The organism is Arthrobacter sp. THG-b23, assembly GCF_059091265.1.
The window spans coordinates 245541-259391 of the sequence record NZ_JBNHGM010000005.1 but is presented as its reverse complement, the minus strand read 5'-3'; the positions used below and the strand labels follow the sequence as shown (position 1 = coordinate 259391).

The window sequence follows — 13851 nt, the reverse complement described above, 5'->3', positions numbered from 1 at the left end:
GGCGGCACCGATATGACCAGAACACGTCCCGTCCGCGTCATGGCACCCGGAAAGATCAACGTCTCCTTCCGGGTCGGCGGCCCCCGTGCGGACGGCTACCACTCGGTGGCCAGCGTTTATCTGGCCCTCTCGTTGTACGAGGAGGTCACCGCTACCGCGCGTGAGGATGATGCCATCACGGTCAGCGTGCGCAACGGGCCCGGAGTGGAGTTTGACCTGGCCGGCATTCCGCTGGATGCTTCCAACCTGGCGGTACAGGCCGCCGACCTGATCCGCGAAACCTCCGGACACCCGCAGGGCGTGCACCTGGAGATCACCAAGCGGGTGCCAATTGCCGGCGGCATGGGCGGCGGCTCCGCCGACGCGGCCGCGGCCCTGGTGGCCTGCAGCGCACTCTGGAACACCGGCTACTCCCGGGATGAGCTGATCGGCCTGGCCGCCGGGCTCGGCGCGGACGTGCCGTTCGCGCTGCACGGCGGAGTGGCCGTCGGGCTGGGGGTCGGGGACCGGTTGACGCCGGCGCTGGCGCGCAGCGAAATGCACTGGGTCCTGGTACCTGCCTCGTTCGGGTTGTCGACGCCCAAGGTCTACGCCGTGGCCGACGACCTGCGCGCCCGCCGCGGCCACGTCCCGGACGAGCCCGAGCAGGTGGACCCCGCGATCCTGCAGGCAATGCAGTCCGGCGACGTCCACCAGCTGGCGGGGTGCCTGCACAACGACCTGCAGGAGGCCGCCATCGAACTGGCCCCCGAACTGGCCGATATCCTTGAACTGGGCAAGGCCGAAGGCGCGCTTGCGGGCCTGGTCTCCGGTTCCGGCCCGACGGTAGCCTTCCTGACCGCCGGACGGCGCGAGGCGGCAGAGCTGGGGCAGCGGCTCTCGGATGTCGCCGGTGTGGTTGCCCTGCCGGTCCGCGGACCGGTGCACGGCGCCCGCATCATGGCCTGACCGCCCGGCCCTGCCCCTGCATGCCAGCGGCGGCCACCCTCCGCATCCACCAACGCAACAGAAAGCAGCATCCTTGGTCCACCTGCTCGGCGCAGAAAACGTCAGCGTCGCCTTTGCCACCCGCACCATCCTGGACTCGGTGTCCCTCGGCCTGAATGAAGGGGACCGGATCGGCATGGTCGGGCGCAATGGCGACGGCAAGTCCACCCTGATGCGGCTGTTGGCGCATCGCGCCACGCCCGACGACGGCCGGGTCACCAAGCGCGGCGATGTCAACGTGGGCTACCTGGACCAGCAGGACGTGCTGGACGGAGACCTGCCGGTCGGTGTGGCGATCGTCGGCGAAGCCGCCGAGCACGAGTGGGCCTCCAACCCGCGGATCCGCGAAATCATGAACGGCCTGGTCGGCGATGTCGACTGGCACGCCACGGTGTCGTCCTTGTCCGGCGGGCAGCGCCGCCGGGTCGCCCTCGCCAAGCTGCTGATCGAGCCCCACGACGTGATCATGCTCGACGAGCCGACCAACCACCTCGACGTCGAGGGGGTCGCCTGGCTGGCCAGGCATCTGCAGACGCGGTGGCGCCCCACCGAGGGAGCTTTCCTGGTGGTCACCCACGACCGCTGGTTCCTGGATGAAGTGTGTACGCGGACCTGGGAGGTCCACGACGGTACCGTGGACCCGTTCGACGGCGGATACGCCGCATACGTGCTGGCCCGTGCGGAACGCGACCGGACGGCCGCCGTCGTCGAAGGCAAGCGGCAGCAGCTGGTGAAAAAGGAGCTCGCCTGGCTGCGCCGCGGTGCTCCCGCCAGGACCGCGAAACCGAAGTTTCGGATCGAAGCGGCCAACGAGCTGATCGCCGATGTGCCCGAGCCCCGCGACGCAGTGGCCCTGAACAAGATGGCCACCGCCCGGCTCGGCAAGGACGTGCTGGACCTCGAGCAGGTTTCGTACACGCCGCCGCCCCGGCCCACGGACGGCGGCGACGGACCCGCCGCGCTCTTCGACAACATCACGCTGCGGCTGGCACCGGGAGAACGGCTCGGGCTGGTGGGCGTCAACGGGGCGGGCAAGACCACCCTGCTGCGGCTGCTGAACGGCGAGATCCACCCCACCGCCGGCAAGGTCAAGCGCGGCAAGACGGTGCAGACGGCCATGCTCACCCAGGAAGTCCGTGAACTCGATGACGTCTCGGACCTGCGCGTGGTGGAGGTGATCCAGCGCGAACGCCAGGTCTTCAACATCGGCGGACGCGAGGTCTCCGCCAGCCAGCTGGTGGAACAGCTCGGCTTTTCCAAGGAGAAGCAGTGGACGCCGGTGCGGGACCTGTCCGGCGGGGAACGGCGGCGGCTGCAGCTGCTGCGGCTGCTGGTCGGCGAGCCAAACGTGCTGATGCTGGACGAGCCAACCAACGACCTGGATACGGACACGCTGGCGGCCGTGGAGGACGTGCTCGACGGCTGGCCGGGCACGCTCGTGGTCGTCTCGCACGACCGCTACCTGCTGGAACGGGTGACCGACCACCAGGTGGCACTGCTGGGCGACGGCAAGCTCCGCGGGCTGCCCGGGGGAGTGGACCAGTACCTTGAGCTGCGCGAAGCGGCGCTCGCCGGCAGGTCCTCGACGTCATCGGGCACCGGAGGCGCCGCCGCCGAAACGCCCTCCGGCGCCGTACACAGCGAAGCCGACAAGCGCCAGGCCAAGAAGGACCTCAACCGGATCGAGCGCCAACTGGGCAAACTGGGCCAGCAGGAGGACAAACTCAAGGAGCAGATGCACGCGGCAGGCGCCAAGGCCGACGTCGACTTCGCCGGGCTGGCGGAGATGAACCGCAAGCTCCAGGAAATCGCCGAGGAGAAGGAGGCCCTGGAGATGGAGTGGCTGGAGGTCTCCGAAGTCTTGGAGTGACCCCTTGGCTCAGGACGACTTGCCGGTGTTACCCCAGAGGCCCGCGTCGCGGATGGACTGCTGGATCTTGGTGGTTGCCGAGAGCAGCGCCTCGCGTTCCGCAGCCGAGAGCGGATCGAACACGTTTTCCCGCACGAAGCGGACGTGACCGGGGGCGGCCTGCCGGATGGCCTCCCACCCGGCGTCGGTCATCGAGATGTTGAAACCCCGTGCATCCGTGGCACAAGCCACCCGCTCCACCAGTCCGCGCGCTTCCATCCGCTTGAGCAGGTGGGACAGCCGGCTGCGCTCCCAGTCCAGCTGCTGCGCGATGTCCCGTGCCCGCATGACGCCCTCGTCCGCCTCCGACAGGGAGGCCAGGACCGAATACTCCACGCCGGACAGATCGGAGTCGCGCAGCAACTGGCGGTCCATGGCGGACTCGAAGCCCCACAGCAATTCGCGGAAGGCACGCCAGATCTCTTGCTCGTGGTCGTTCAGCCAGCGGGTGTCGGAGTTCACGACTGTCCCTTCCTCGTCTTTGGTTGACAATTCAAGTTTCGGCCCTGCATAATTGACGTGTCAACAAAACCATGACGTGTCAACATTGTTGGCGCGTCGGGACCAGACCTCGAAGGGGTTATTTATGACCAAGATCGCTATCGTTACCGGCAGCACCCGTCCGGGTCGTGTCAACAAGCAGGTTGCCGATTGGGTTCTCGCCCAGGCAGCCGGCCGCACCGACGCCGAGTTCGAGGTCGTCGACATCGCCGACTTCAACCTGCCCCTGCTGGACGAAGCTTACCCGGCGGCCTACCAGAACTACCAGAACGACCACACCAAGGCGTTCTCGGCCAAGATCAGCGAGTTCGACGGCTTCATCTTCGTCACCGGCGAGTACAACCACACCGTCACGCCGGCCCTGACCAACGCCCTGTCCTACCTGAACGTCGAGTTCAACAACAAGGCCGCCGGCATCGTTTCCTACGGTTCCATGGGTGGCGCCCGTGCCGCCGAGCACCTGCGCAACATCCTGTCCGAACTGCAGATCGCCCACGTGCGCAATCAGGTCATGTTCTCGCTGTTCACCGATTTCGAGAACTTCGCCGACTTCAAGCCGACCGAGCAGAACGCCGGCACCCTGGCGCCGATGATCGACCAGCTCATCCCGTGGACCAAGGCCATGGAGTCTGTCCGCGCCGCCGCGGTCGCCGCCAACTAACCTGCGGTCCCGGCGGCACTGCGCCGCTTGACGCTCCGCACGGCAGGGCGCTCCGTGCTTCCCCTCAGGGAAGCCGGGGCGCCCTGCCCCGTTAAGGCGGGACGGCCGAAACAGCGTCGACGGAGGGTAGGGTTTCGGGGGTATCGGGAGAGGGAGGGACGCGTCGTGGACGCAGGAAACATTGCGGCCGGCCGGTGGGCTACCGCACGCCGCAAGCAGATGCTCGACCGCCTCGAGCAGGCCGCCTCGGCAGCAGGCTTCCGCCTCGATGAAGACCAGCACAAGGCCGCCCGCCTGCTGGCCGAGGCTGCCGCGAGGCTCCGCGCAGGAATGCCCGCTCCGCAGGGCGGGCACCGCGGGCTGTACCTGTGGGGTCCGGTCGGGCGGGGCAAGAGCTGGTTGGCCCGTACCTTCTTCGAGGCCGTGGACGTGCCGGACAAGCAGCGCTGGCACTTCCACGACCTGTTCCGCGAACTGCACGCCCGCCGCCGCGATGCGCAGGACCCGGCGGCGAGGCCGCCGGGCACCAGCGCCATCGAGGTGGCCATCGACGGCTTGCTGCGCGACTGCGCCCTGCTGGTGTTGGATGAATTCCACGTCCACGATCCGGGGGACGGCCAGTTGCTGGCCCGGCTGCTGCGCGAAATCCACCGCCGCGGCATAGTGCTGGTCACCACCTCGAACTATCCGCCCGACCAGTTGATGCCCGGCGAGGCGTTCCATGGCCTGTTCGAGTCCACCATCGCCCTGATCCGCCGCACCATGCACGTTGCACCCATCGCCGGGCCGGTGGACTACCGCACGCAGCCTGCCGGGCGTTCCGGGGGCCGGGACGACGACGGCGGCGTCCGCCTCGCGCGGTTCGGCGACGGTGCGATGATCATTGCCCCGGACGGTCCCGAGGACCCGCGGGTCGCCGAGGCAGGCCTTGAGTGGCCGTCCCCGGCAGAGGCGCGCGACCTGCGGCCGGGGAGCTGGCCGCTGCCGGTCCTCCGGAGCACTCCGGCGGAATTGTGGTTCGATTTCCGCGACCTGTGCGAAGGCCCCACCGCCACCTCCGACTACCTGGGCCTGCTGGCGCATGCCGCGCACTGGATTGTTTCCGGTGTGCCGGCCCGGGAAGGGATCAGCATGAACGGTTGGCAGCGCTTCAGCAATCTAGTGGACATCCTCTATGACGCCGACGTGCCGCTGACGGTCATCAGCGCGGAGCCGCTTGACCTGGGCCCGTCAGCCAGCCCGTCCGCCGTCGACATCTCCCGCATTGCCAGCCGGTTGGGCACCCTCGGCCGTGTGGGCGCCGGGCGCTGACTGCCGTTCCCGCCGGTCGCGCCGGCGGGACAGCGCAACGCCCAGCAGGCACACGGCGCCGCCGATGATGGCCAGCAGGGTGGGCGTCTCGCTCAGGAACAGCCATCCCAACACGATGGTGACCGGAGGAACCAAGTAGGACGAAACGCTCAGTTGCCCGGCCGGCATCCGGGCCAGGGCATAGGCCCACGTGCTGAAGGCCAGCGCCGTGGGTACCAAACCCAGATACACCGCCGCCAGGGTCGCTTCGGTCGGGGCGCTGCGCAGGTCCGACATGAGCTCGCCGGCAAACGGCAGCGACGAGACGGCACCGATGCTGCAGGCCAACCAGGTGACCTGCCCGCCGGGCACGCTGCCCAGGGCCGGCTTCTGGAGCAGCACCCCGGCGGAGTACGTCAGCGCCGCGGCCAGCGCCCACAGCAGCCCGAGGCCGCCGGCGGCACCGCCACCGGTGCCGAAGCCGATCATGACGACTCCCAGGAAGGCGACGCCGGCGCCGATCGCCAGCCACCGGGGGATGCCTTCGCCCAGGAACAGTCCGGCGCCCAAGGCCGTGAGCACGGGCGCGAAATTGACGATCATGGCGGTGGTGCCGCCGTCGAGCGTTTGCTCCGCGGTGTTGAGGGCAAAGTTGTAGACGCCGAACCACAGCAGGCCGCAGCCGGTGATCAGCAACCAGGCCCGGCGGCCCGGCTTGACCCACGGCCGCCCGACCAGCAGCAGGGCCAGTGCAGCGGAGCCGATGGCAAGCCGCAACAAACTGAGCGCCCCGGGCCCGAAATGCGGCAGCACACCGCGAATCACGACGAAGGCGCTGGCCCATGCCAGGACCGTTACCGCTACGGCCGCGAGGACCGTAGGCGGGACGGCGGCGATCCGCCGGACGGGGGTGGAACTGCTCATGGCCGCTACGCTAGCCCAAGCGGTAGTGCACCGGCCGGCGCCGGGGCCGAACGGCTGCTTCCTGCCTCGGATGTCCGGGGTCCGCGCCGGATGGGTGTTGCGGCCAGGCGGGTGCGTCTCACAGCGTCTGCCGTTTGGTGGTCCGCACGCCGACGACCAGCCCAACGGCCGCGGTAAGCACCGCTGCCACCAGCCCCCACAGCGTGTCCGAGCCGATGGCGCCGGCGAACAGTTCCCGCTCGGCATTGACCAGATAGGTGAGCGGATTGAAGCGGCTGAGCACCTGCATCCAGCCGGGTCCGGCCTCCACGGGCAGCATGATGCCGGAGAGGATCATCAGCGGGAACAGCAGGGTCTGCTGCACGCCCCAGAACACCCATTCCGTCCCCTGGGTGACCAAGGCCAGCGTGTAAGAGAGCGCGCCGATGCCGATGCCGAAGATCCCCAGAATCAGCAGGCCCAGCAGGACCTGCAGCGGATGGAAAACAAACCCGAACGGGATGCAGACCACGGCGATGAGCAAACCCTGTGCCACCAGGGGCGCCCACTCCTTCAGCGCCCGCCCGATCATGAGCGAGGAGCGGGACAGCGGTGTCGCCAAAACCCGCTCATAGGAGCCGGTCATCAGTTCGTACTGAAGATTGGAGCCGGTCATGGTCGTGCCGAACAAGGAGATCATGACGACGACGCCCGGCAGGAACCACTGCAGCGAGCTCTCCCCGCCAAATGCTTCGGCCCCGACGGCCGCGCCGAGCAGGGGGCCGAACAGGGCCAGGAAAATCAGCGGCTGCAACAGCGAGAAGATCAGGGAGAACGGATCCCGGAGCACCAGGAGCAGCTCGCGCCAAAAGACAAACTTGGTGTCCTGGACGATCTTGCCCAGGCCGGGTGTGGTGACCGGGGCGCTCCGACGGAGCTGTGCCGGGTCTGTCCGCTGCTGTTGCATCAGACCTCGGATCCTTCCCGCAGGCTGCGCCCGGTCAGTTCCAGGAACACGTCGTCCAGGGTGGGCGGGTTGAGCTGGAGCGACATGACCGGGGCGCCGGCATCGTCGAGTGCCTTGAGCAGCCCGGGAGCCAGCCGGGCGCCATCCGTGAGGCGAACGCGGAAGCGGGCGGCGCCGTCGTTCCTGCTTTCTTCCAGGTCCCCATCCGCGGCAGCGCGGCCGAGGACGGCACGGGCGGCCGGGACCGAGTCCAGGGAAACCTCCACGGCCAGCAGGTCCCCGGCCAGATTGGACTTCAGCCGTGCCGCCGTATCGTCGGCAATGATCCGGCCGTGGTCAATCACGATCACCCGCTCGGACATGGAGTCCGCTTCGTCCAGATAATGGGTGGTCAACACGATGGTGGTTTCGTGCTCGGCCCGCATCCGCATGATGTGCTCCCACAGGTTCGCCCGGTTCTGCGGATCCATGCCCGTCGAAGGTTCGTCGAGGAACAGCAGCCGGGGCGAATGCATGAGCCCCAGGGCCACATCCATGCGGCGGCGCTGGCCGCCGGAGAGCTTGATGACCGTCCGCTTTTCCAAGTCCTGCAAGTCGAGCGTCCTCAACAGTTCGCGGGCACGCGACTGGGCATCGGCGGCGTTCATCCCGTAGAAACGGCCCTGCATGACCAGTTCGTCGATGACCCGAAAGCTGTGGCCGCCGCCGTTGCCCTGTCCGATGTAGCCGATGCGCGAACGTACCCCTGCGGGGTCGGCCATCACGTCCACGCCGGCGACGGTGGCGCTGCCCGAGGTGGGCCAGAGCAAGGTGGTCAACATCCGCAGCGTTGTGGACTTGCCGGCTCCGTTGGGGCCCAGGAAGGCCACCAGCTCGCCGGGCGAAACGTCGATGTCGACGCCCTTGACCGCCTCCACCGTTTCCTTTTTGTTCTTGAACTGCTTGGTGAGTTTGTCCGTATGGATCACCGGGGCTCCCAGTCTCTGCGATGGCAAAACGCTACGCCCGCCGGGAGCCTGGCGTCTACGGACACGAAGTCATCGCGGACAGCAACGGTCCTGGAAGCGCGGCAACGGCATGTCGGCCCGGTGGTGGGGGAGGGGTTTCGTGCCGGCAGACAGGACCGGAACCTCCCGTCGTACCGGTGGGAGCACTGCTACTCTTCATTCATAACGTCGGGGGGCCGGGACGACGCCGGGCCGCGTTCAATGCAGGAGGAATGCAGTGCGGACCGTTGCAGGTGAGCCCGGGGCGGCAGTTCGCCCAACCGTACTGGTCGGCGCGGTGGACCCTGCGACCCGCGAGTTCCTCCGCAGCGTCCTGAACGATGCCGGAATATCGGTCGCTGCGTTGACTTCCGCCGCCGAGGTGTTGGCCGAGGTGCAGCGCAACCCGCCCGACATCCTCTTGGTGGACGCCGCCGATATGTCCCTGGCGGGGATGGAGGCCGTGCGACGCCTGTCGGACAGCCAGCCGGGCGCGCAGTGGCGCGTGATGCTCATGGCCACCCAGGACGAACTGCCCTTGGTGGAGCGCGGTTATGAGCTGGGCGTCTCCGACTACCTGATCAAACCGCTGACGGCATCCAGTGTGGTAAACCGTGTCCGCGTGACCCTCGCGAGGTCGGAACACCGGCGCCGGGAGCGCAACGGCGTGGCCGTCCTGCGGGAGCAGATCCGGAACGTGTCCGATGGCATTCGCAGCACGAATGACCCGAACGAAATGATCAACCTCGCCCTGAGCGGCATCGGCGAGGCCTTCGAAGCCGACCACGTCTGGGTGCGTACCCTGGCTGACGAACGCGTGCCGCACACCGCCGCTCAATGGACCGGCGATTCCGTCCACGAGGCCATGGTTATGCCCCACCGCACCGAGGAACAGGTGCTGGAACTGTCCTCGGCGCTCTGGGCCGGTCACAGTGTGCTCACGTCGGCCGACGACGGCGGTGTCGACCTCGCCGCACATTCGCATGTTGCCGAATGGCTCGCCACCGCGCAGGGCAAGGCATCCCTGCTGGCGCCCCTGGGGCAGGGCCCCAAGGCTTTCGGCTTGCTTTGCCTGACCCGCACGGGACGGCCGCGTCCATGGTCACCGGCCGAGATTTCCCTGCTCCAGCACGTGGCCGGCAACCTGGCACACGGACTGATCCAGGGGCACCTGATCACAGCGCAGCAACAGGTCGTGGAAAAGCTTCGCGAGCTGGACCAAGCCAAGTCGAACTTCGTGGCAACGGTCAACCACGAGCTCCGTACTCCACTGACCTCCATCGCCGGATACCTGGAGCTGGTCCTCGACGGAGACGCCGGTGAGGTCCCGGAGTCGGTGGCCAGGATGCTGAAAATCGTGGGCCGCAACGCCGCGCGGCTCCGCGAGTTGATCGAAGACATGCTCACCCTGTCCAGAATGGACTTCCAGGGCAGTGGCCTGAAGACGGAACCGGTGGACCTGCCGCGCCTCCTGCGCACGGTTTCCACCGCGCTGGAACCGGCTGCGCAGGCCAAGAACGTGAAGCTGCTCGGCGAGGGGCTGGACACCCGGCTCGCCGCTGACGGCGATATCAAGATGTTGGAGCAAGTCTTCACCAACATCATGTCCAACGCCGTCAAGTTCACGCCGCAGGACGGAGAGGTGCGGGTCACCGTTAGTGGCGGAAACGACGACGACGGCGTCCCGTGCGCCGTCGTCAAGGTCGCCGACAGCGGGATCGGCATCCCGGAAGAGGACCTGCCGCAGCTCTTCGCCCGTTTCTATCGGGCATCCAACGCCCACGCCATCCAAGGCACCGGCCTGGGCCTGGCCATCGTCAAGGGGATGGTCGACCAGCACCGCGGCAATATTTCCGTGGAGTCCAGCGTGGGCGTGGGCACTACCTTCACCATCACTCTGCCGCTGCAATCCAACCCGACGCAGGAGCCGGCCGAGTCCTCGGACACGGTTGCTGTCTCTTAAACCACAAAGGCCGTGGCGCGCCTCCGAAGATGCATGCCACGGCCTCAGCCGTAGAGCGGAATCCCTGCTCTATTTACTTGCTTAGTGCGGCCAGTTGCCGATCAGGATTCCGAAGCTGCCGCTATCAACGGTCTTGCTCTGGATGACGGTGGCAGACAGGTCGCTGGACTGAGCGGCAGCGGCCGGCGCCGCGGCACCAACAACTGCCAGGACTGCAGCAACCAGAACGGATGCAGAAAACTTCTTCATCTTGGTTCCCTCATTCTTTCTTTATGCACGGATCTGCAAATCCATACAGTGCGGTGACAGTCGTCAGTCTACATAGCGAAGTGCCGAAAGAGCTAGGTTAAACGACACATGGCTTTGAGCGCGGGACAAAGCCTTGCAACGAATATGATCGAGGCAGGAACCGTCTGGTGACCATTCCGCGGTCAGGATGCATGGAGGACATATGGGACCGGCTACTGGTTCGGGCGATGGAGTTTTACTTGAGCTCCGTGCGCGGGAGGCATTCTTCAAGCGTGACTTTCGAACGGCGAGCCTGCTCGCCAACGACTGCGCTGAGAAAGCGGCCGAGGCGGGTGACCAGGGTACGTGGTGGCATATGGCTTTCTTGGAAGCGGAATGCCACCGTGATTTAGGGCAACAGCAGGATTGCATCGCGATGACGCAGCGGCTTCGAAAACACCCCCTCACAGCAGAGTCCTCCGAGTTGATGTGCCGCGTGCTGACGCTGGAGTCCGTGTCCCTGCAAGGTTTAGGGGAGTTAGATGCCGCACTGGCAGACGCCGCAGCCGCAGTCGAAATCGGTGTTTCTGATGATCTGCGGCTGGAAATCCGCATAGAGGCGCACACCGCTCTTGTGGCTACCTTGGCAGAGCGCGGTGATAACGACGAAGCTTGGGAGCATTGCAAAAGCCTGATCGAGCTGCTGGAAGCCTCTACCGACTCGCAAATGGCAGGGAAAGGGTATTGGGCCGTTGGGAATGTTGCCTTCCTGCGTCAGCACGCGAGTGACGGGGTGCGCTACCACCAATTGGCCGCGGAACGCCTGTCGCCATCGAATGATTTGGCACTGTGGGCGTGGTTTAACAGGGCTTCAGCCGCAATGCGACTCTCAGCAGGCATCTCAGACGCGGAAACAGAAAATTGCATGGACCGAGCCGAATTGGCTGCATCCATTGTAGGTGTGACGGACGATATGATTCGTTCAAATCAGATGAATCGCGCTCATTGGCATCTTCGCAGAAACGAATACGCCGAGGCGGTCCGGCTGCTCGTGCCGATATGCGCCGAATCTCCATCGATGGCGCATCAGACGGCGGGCGAGGCTAACTGGCTCCTGGGCAAGGCACTTCGTGCACAAGGCGATTCTGCCTCGGCGATACGTCACTTAAAGGACAGTCAGTCCTATTTCAACCAGTCTGGGGCGAAGGATCGGGCGGCCCAGGTGGCTGGAGAAATCGCGGAGATTCCGCGAGCTTCGTAACTTAAATTCTTTATCGTGTCATTGGGCGTGTCGTGAACTCCGTTCGTTTACGCTGTGAACAATTGGCAGTTCCGAAGCAGTAAGTTCTGGATTTATTGGACGGGAGCGAAAGCTTCCATCGAATCGTTGGGGAGCGGATGCACGTGCTAGGTCATGGTTGGCCCGAGAGGGTAGTAGGAGCGGTACCCAACGACGACGCTGCCGCATGAGGTCCGCGGTTGACGCGGCCAATGCCGTTGCTGCCGATGTGATCAGTGCCGGCGTCGGCATTATCAGCGTCGATCTTCCGCGGGGAGCAGCCTTCACCGACGAAGTGGCGGCCCATACCTCAACACAGCTTCGTGTGCTTTCCGGCGGACACCCTTGCCGCGTGCTGATGCGGATGAAGGGAGTAACATCGATTTCCCGCATGGCGCGGTCGATGCTCGGGCGGCACACTAACGCTTCCGCCATTGCCCTCGTGGGTGAGTCGCCGGTGGACCGGGTAATCGCTAACTTCGTGCTCGGAGCCGAACCCTCGGAATGCCCGGTCCGCTACTTTGATTCCGAACCACAGGCCCTTGCGTGGCTGGAACGGGACAATGCCGCATAATTCCGACCCGCGGCTCCAGCTGCTGGTCGACGGCATGGTCCGCCTGGCCGGGGGCGATCTGACCACCAGAATCCAGCCCTCACCGGCCCGCGACGACATTGATGCTGTCATCACAGGCGTCAACCTCCTGGCTGAGGAGCTGCAGCTCAGCTACATGGAATTGGAACAGCGCGTCGAGCAACGGACGGCTGAGCTGCGCCAAGCCCATCGGGACATGAGCCGGATGGCCCTGACGGATGCTTTGACAGGGCTGGCGAACCGAACGGCTTTGGCGAAGGACATGGACGTCGCGCTCGATGATGCCCGGTCTGGCCAGCGGGCCCCGGCATTGCTCCTACTGGACATGGATTCCTTCAAGCAGGTCAATGACAGCTTTGGCCACGACGCCGGCGACCGAGTGCTCACGGTCGTCGCGAACAGGCTGAGGTCCATCGTGCGCGACGGCGACACGGTGGCACGGCTGGGCGGCGACGAATTTGCGATCCTTCTTCCGCGTGCAACGACGGACCTCGCGCTTCAGGTGGCCCAGCGCATTCTGAACGTGCTTAGTGACGAGATCCAACTGGACGAAGTCACTGTATGGCCGCAGGCCAGTATCGGCGTGCGCGTGGCAGATGCGGGACAGAGCGCGCAGAGCCTGTTGCTGGACGCAGACACGGCCATGTACGAGGCGAAAAAAGACCCTCAAAACCGCACCAAAATTTTCCAATCCCACATGCTCCAGGCACGCCAACTGCACAACCAGATGGCGTCGGAACTCCGCGGAGCCATCGCGACCGGCGGCTTCGAGCTCGAGTACCAACCGGTAGTGGATCTGTGCACGGGCCTGCCGATCGGGGTGGAAGCGTTGGTCCGGTGGAATCACCCGGTGCGTGGACGTGTGATGCCGAGCGATTTCATTCCCATGGCGGAACAAACCGGCCTGATAGTTGATCTCGGCCGGTGGACCTTGTCCGCGGCCGCACACCAGTTTGCCCAGTGGTCCGCCGAACTGACGCTGGATCCGGGGTTTCAGATCCGTGTAAATCTCTCGGTGGCCGAGCTTCAGCGCATCGACTTCGTGGAGCATGTTCGCGGGGTCCTGAGGGACTCCGGAATGCCGGCCGAGTCGCTGGTCCTGGAAATTACGGAGACTGGCCTGGTCACCGGGGGCGAAGTCGAAACCTACTCCTTGCTGGCCCTGCGAAAGCTCGGGATCGGCATTGAGATCGACGACTTCGGAACCGGCTACTCATCGATCAGTTACCTGCGCCGGTTGCCGGTCGATTTGGTCAAGGTGGACCGGTCCATCATTGCTACCCATTCGGCCGACGGTTCACAGCAGGATTTCATCGGCGCCGTACTCCAGCTCATTCGTGCCGCGGGGCTGGACGCGATCTTCGAGGGCATCGAGACGCGGGAGCAGGCCGAACAATTGCGTGATCTTGGCTGCACCGGTGGCCAAGGGTTCTACTTCAGCAAGCCGGTGTCGGCATCTCGCATCGCCCAGCTGTTGCGCAGCGGTGCCTGCCTGCCGGCGGCCGCCGAGCCGTCTTGCGAGGACGAACTGAGCCTGGCGACCCCGGCCGAGTGACAGGTACGGATGCCCTCTGCCGGCGGCCCA

13 protein-coding genes are annotated in these 13851 nt (G+C 65.9%); 8 read left to right on the top strand and 5 right to left on the bottom strand.

Features of this window, described 5'->3' with window-relative positions; translation table 11 throughout:
* Positions 1 to 12 precede the first annotated feature (12 nt).
* Both AC5RVD_RS11640 and AC5RVD_RS11635 read left to right on the top strand, forming a co-directional pair.
* Positions 13 to 948 carry a 4-(cytidine 5'-diphospho)-2-C-methyl-D-erythritol kinase gene (locus AC5RVD_RS11640; RefSeq protein WP_494126991.1) on the top strand — a complete coding sequence of 312 codons (936 nt, stop codon included), beginning with the start codon at positions 13 to 15 and terminating at the stop codon, positions 946 to 948.
* 73 nt (positions 949 to 1021) lie between these two features.
* Positions 1022 to 2857, top strand: a complete 1836-nt coding sequence (locus AC5RVD_RS11635; protein WP_494126990.1) for an ABC-F family ATP-binding cassette domain-containing protein — start codon at positions 1022 to 1024, stop codon at positions 2855 to 2857.
* A 9-nt stretch (positions 2858 to 2866) separates the two neighbouring features.
* Here AC5RVD_RS11635 and AC5RVD_RS11630 read toward each other — a convergent pair whose 3' ends face one another.
* A complete protein-coding gene (locus AC5RVD_RS11630; RefSeq protein WP_494111542.1) occupies positions 2867 to 3358 on the bottom strand; it encodes a MarR family winged helix-turn-helix transcriptional regulator in 492 nt (163 codons plus the stop codon).
* Between the two features lie 124 nt (positions 3359 to 3482).
* Here AC5RVD_RS11630 and AC5RVD_RS11625 point away from each other — a divergent pair, with 124 nt between their 5' ends.
* Together AC5RVD_RS11625 and zapE are read left to right on the top strand one after the other, a co-directional pair.
* Positions 3483 to 4058: an NADPH-dependent FMN reductase gene (locus tag AC5RVD_RS11625; RefSeq protein WP_493978714.1), complete on the top strand. Its 576-nt coding sequence runs from the start codon at positions 3483 to 3485 to the stop codon at positions 4056 to 4058.
* A gap of 165 nt (positions 4059 to 4223) precedes the next feature.
* Positions 4224 to 5369, top strand: a complete 1146-nt coding sequence (zapE, locus tag AC5RVD_RS11620; RefSeq protein WP_494126989.1) for a cell division protein ZapE — start codon at positions 4224 to 4226, stop codon at positions 5367 to 5369.
* Here the strand turns inward: zapE and AC5RVD_RS11615 are convergent.
* From AC5RVD_RS11615 to AC5RVD_RS11605, 3 genes are all read right to left on the bottom strand, one after another.
* Complete coding sequence (locus tag AC5RVD_RS11615) at positions 5289 to 6272, bottom strand: DMT family transporter (protein ID WP_494126988.1); 984 nt, start codon at positions 6270 to 6272, stop codon at positions 5289 to 5291. The two genes, zapE and AC5RVD_RS11615, sit on opposite strands and share 81 nt — an antisense overlap.
* 118 nt (positions 6273 to 6390) lie before the next feature.
* On the bottom strand, positions 6391 to 7218 hold the full coding sequence (locus AC5RVD_RS11610) for an ABC transporter permease (RefSeq protein ID WP_494111539.1): 828 nt from the start codon (positions 7216 to 7218) through the stop codon (positions 6391 to 6393).
* The gene (locus tag AC5RVD_RS11605; protein ID WP_494111538.1) at positions 7218 to 8186 is read right to left on the bottom strand and encodes an ATP-binding cassette domain-containing protein; all 969 of its coding nucleotides are present in this window, start codon (positions 8184 to 8186) and stop codon (positions 7218 to 7220) included. Before AC5RVD_RS11605 ends, AC5RVD_RS11610 begins: the two co-directional genes overlap by 1 nt.
* A 256-nt stretch (positions 8187 to 8442) precedes the next feature.
* On the opposite strand from AC5RVD_RS11605, the gene AC5RVD_RS11600 reads away from it, so the two are divergent.
* The gene (locus tag AC5RVD_RS11600) at positions 8443 to 10167 is read left to right on the top strand and encodes an ATP-binding protein (RefSeq protein WP_494111537.1); all 1725 of its coding nucleotides are present in this window, start codon (positions 8443 to 8445) and stop codon (positions 10165 to 10167) included.
* A gap of 81 nt (positions 10168 to 10248) precedes the next feature.
* Here the strand turns inward: AC5RVD_RS11600 and AC5RVD_RS11595 are convergent, their stop codons facing one another.
* Positions 10249 to 10416, bottom strand: a complete 168-nt coding sequence (locus tag AC5RVD_RS11595; RefSeq protein WP_494111536.1) for a hypothetical protein — start codon at positions 10414 to 10416, stop codon at positions 10249 to 10251.
* A gap of 202 nt (positions 10417 to 10618) precedes the next feature.
* On the opposite strand from AC5RVD_RS11595, the gene AC5RVD_RS11590 reads away from it, so the two are divergent.
* The 3 genes from AC5RVD_RS11590 (at position 10619) to AC5RVD_RS11580 (ending at position 13821) form a co-directional block, all read left to right on the top strand.
* On the top strand, positions 10619 to 11656 hold the full coding sequence (locus AC5RVD_RS11590; protein WP_494111535.1) for a hypothetical protein: 1038 nt from the start codon (positions 10619 to 10621) through the stop codon (positions 11654 to 11656).
* A 205-nt stretch (positions 11657 to 11861) separates the two neighbouring features.
* On the top strand, positions 11862 to 12248 hold the full coding sequence (locus tag AC5RVD_RS11585; protein ID WP_494111534.1) for a SpoIIAA family protein: 387 nt from the start codon (positions 11862 to 11864) through the stop codon (positions 12246 to 12248).
* A 34-nt stretch (positions 12249 to 12282) separates the two neighbouring features.
* Positions 12283 to 13821: a putative bifunctional diguanylate cyclase/phosphodiesterase gene (locus AC5RVD_RS11580; protein WP_494111533.1), complete on the top strand. Its 1539-nt coding sequence runs from the start codon at positions 12283 to 12285 to the stop codon at positions 13819 to 13821.
* Positions 13822 to 13851 lie beyond the last annotated feature (30 nt).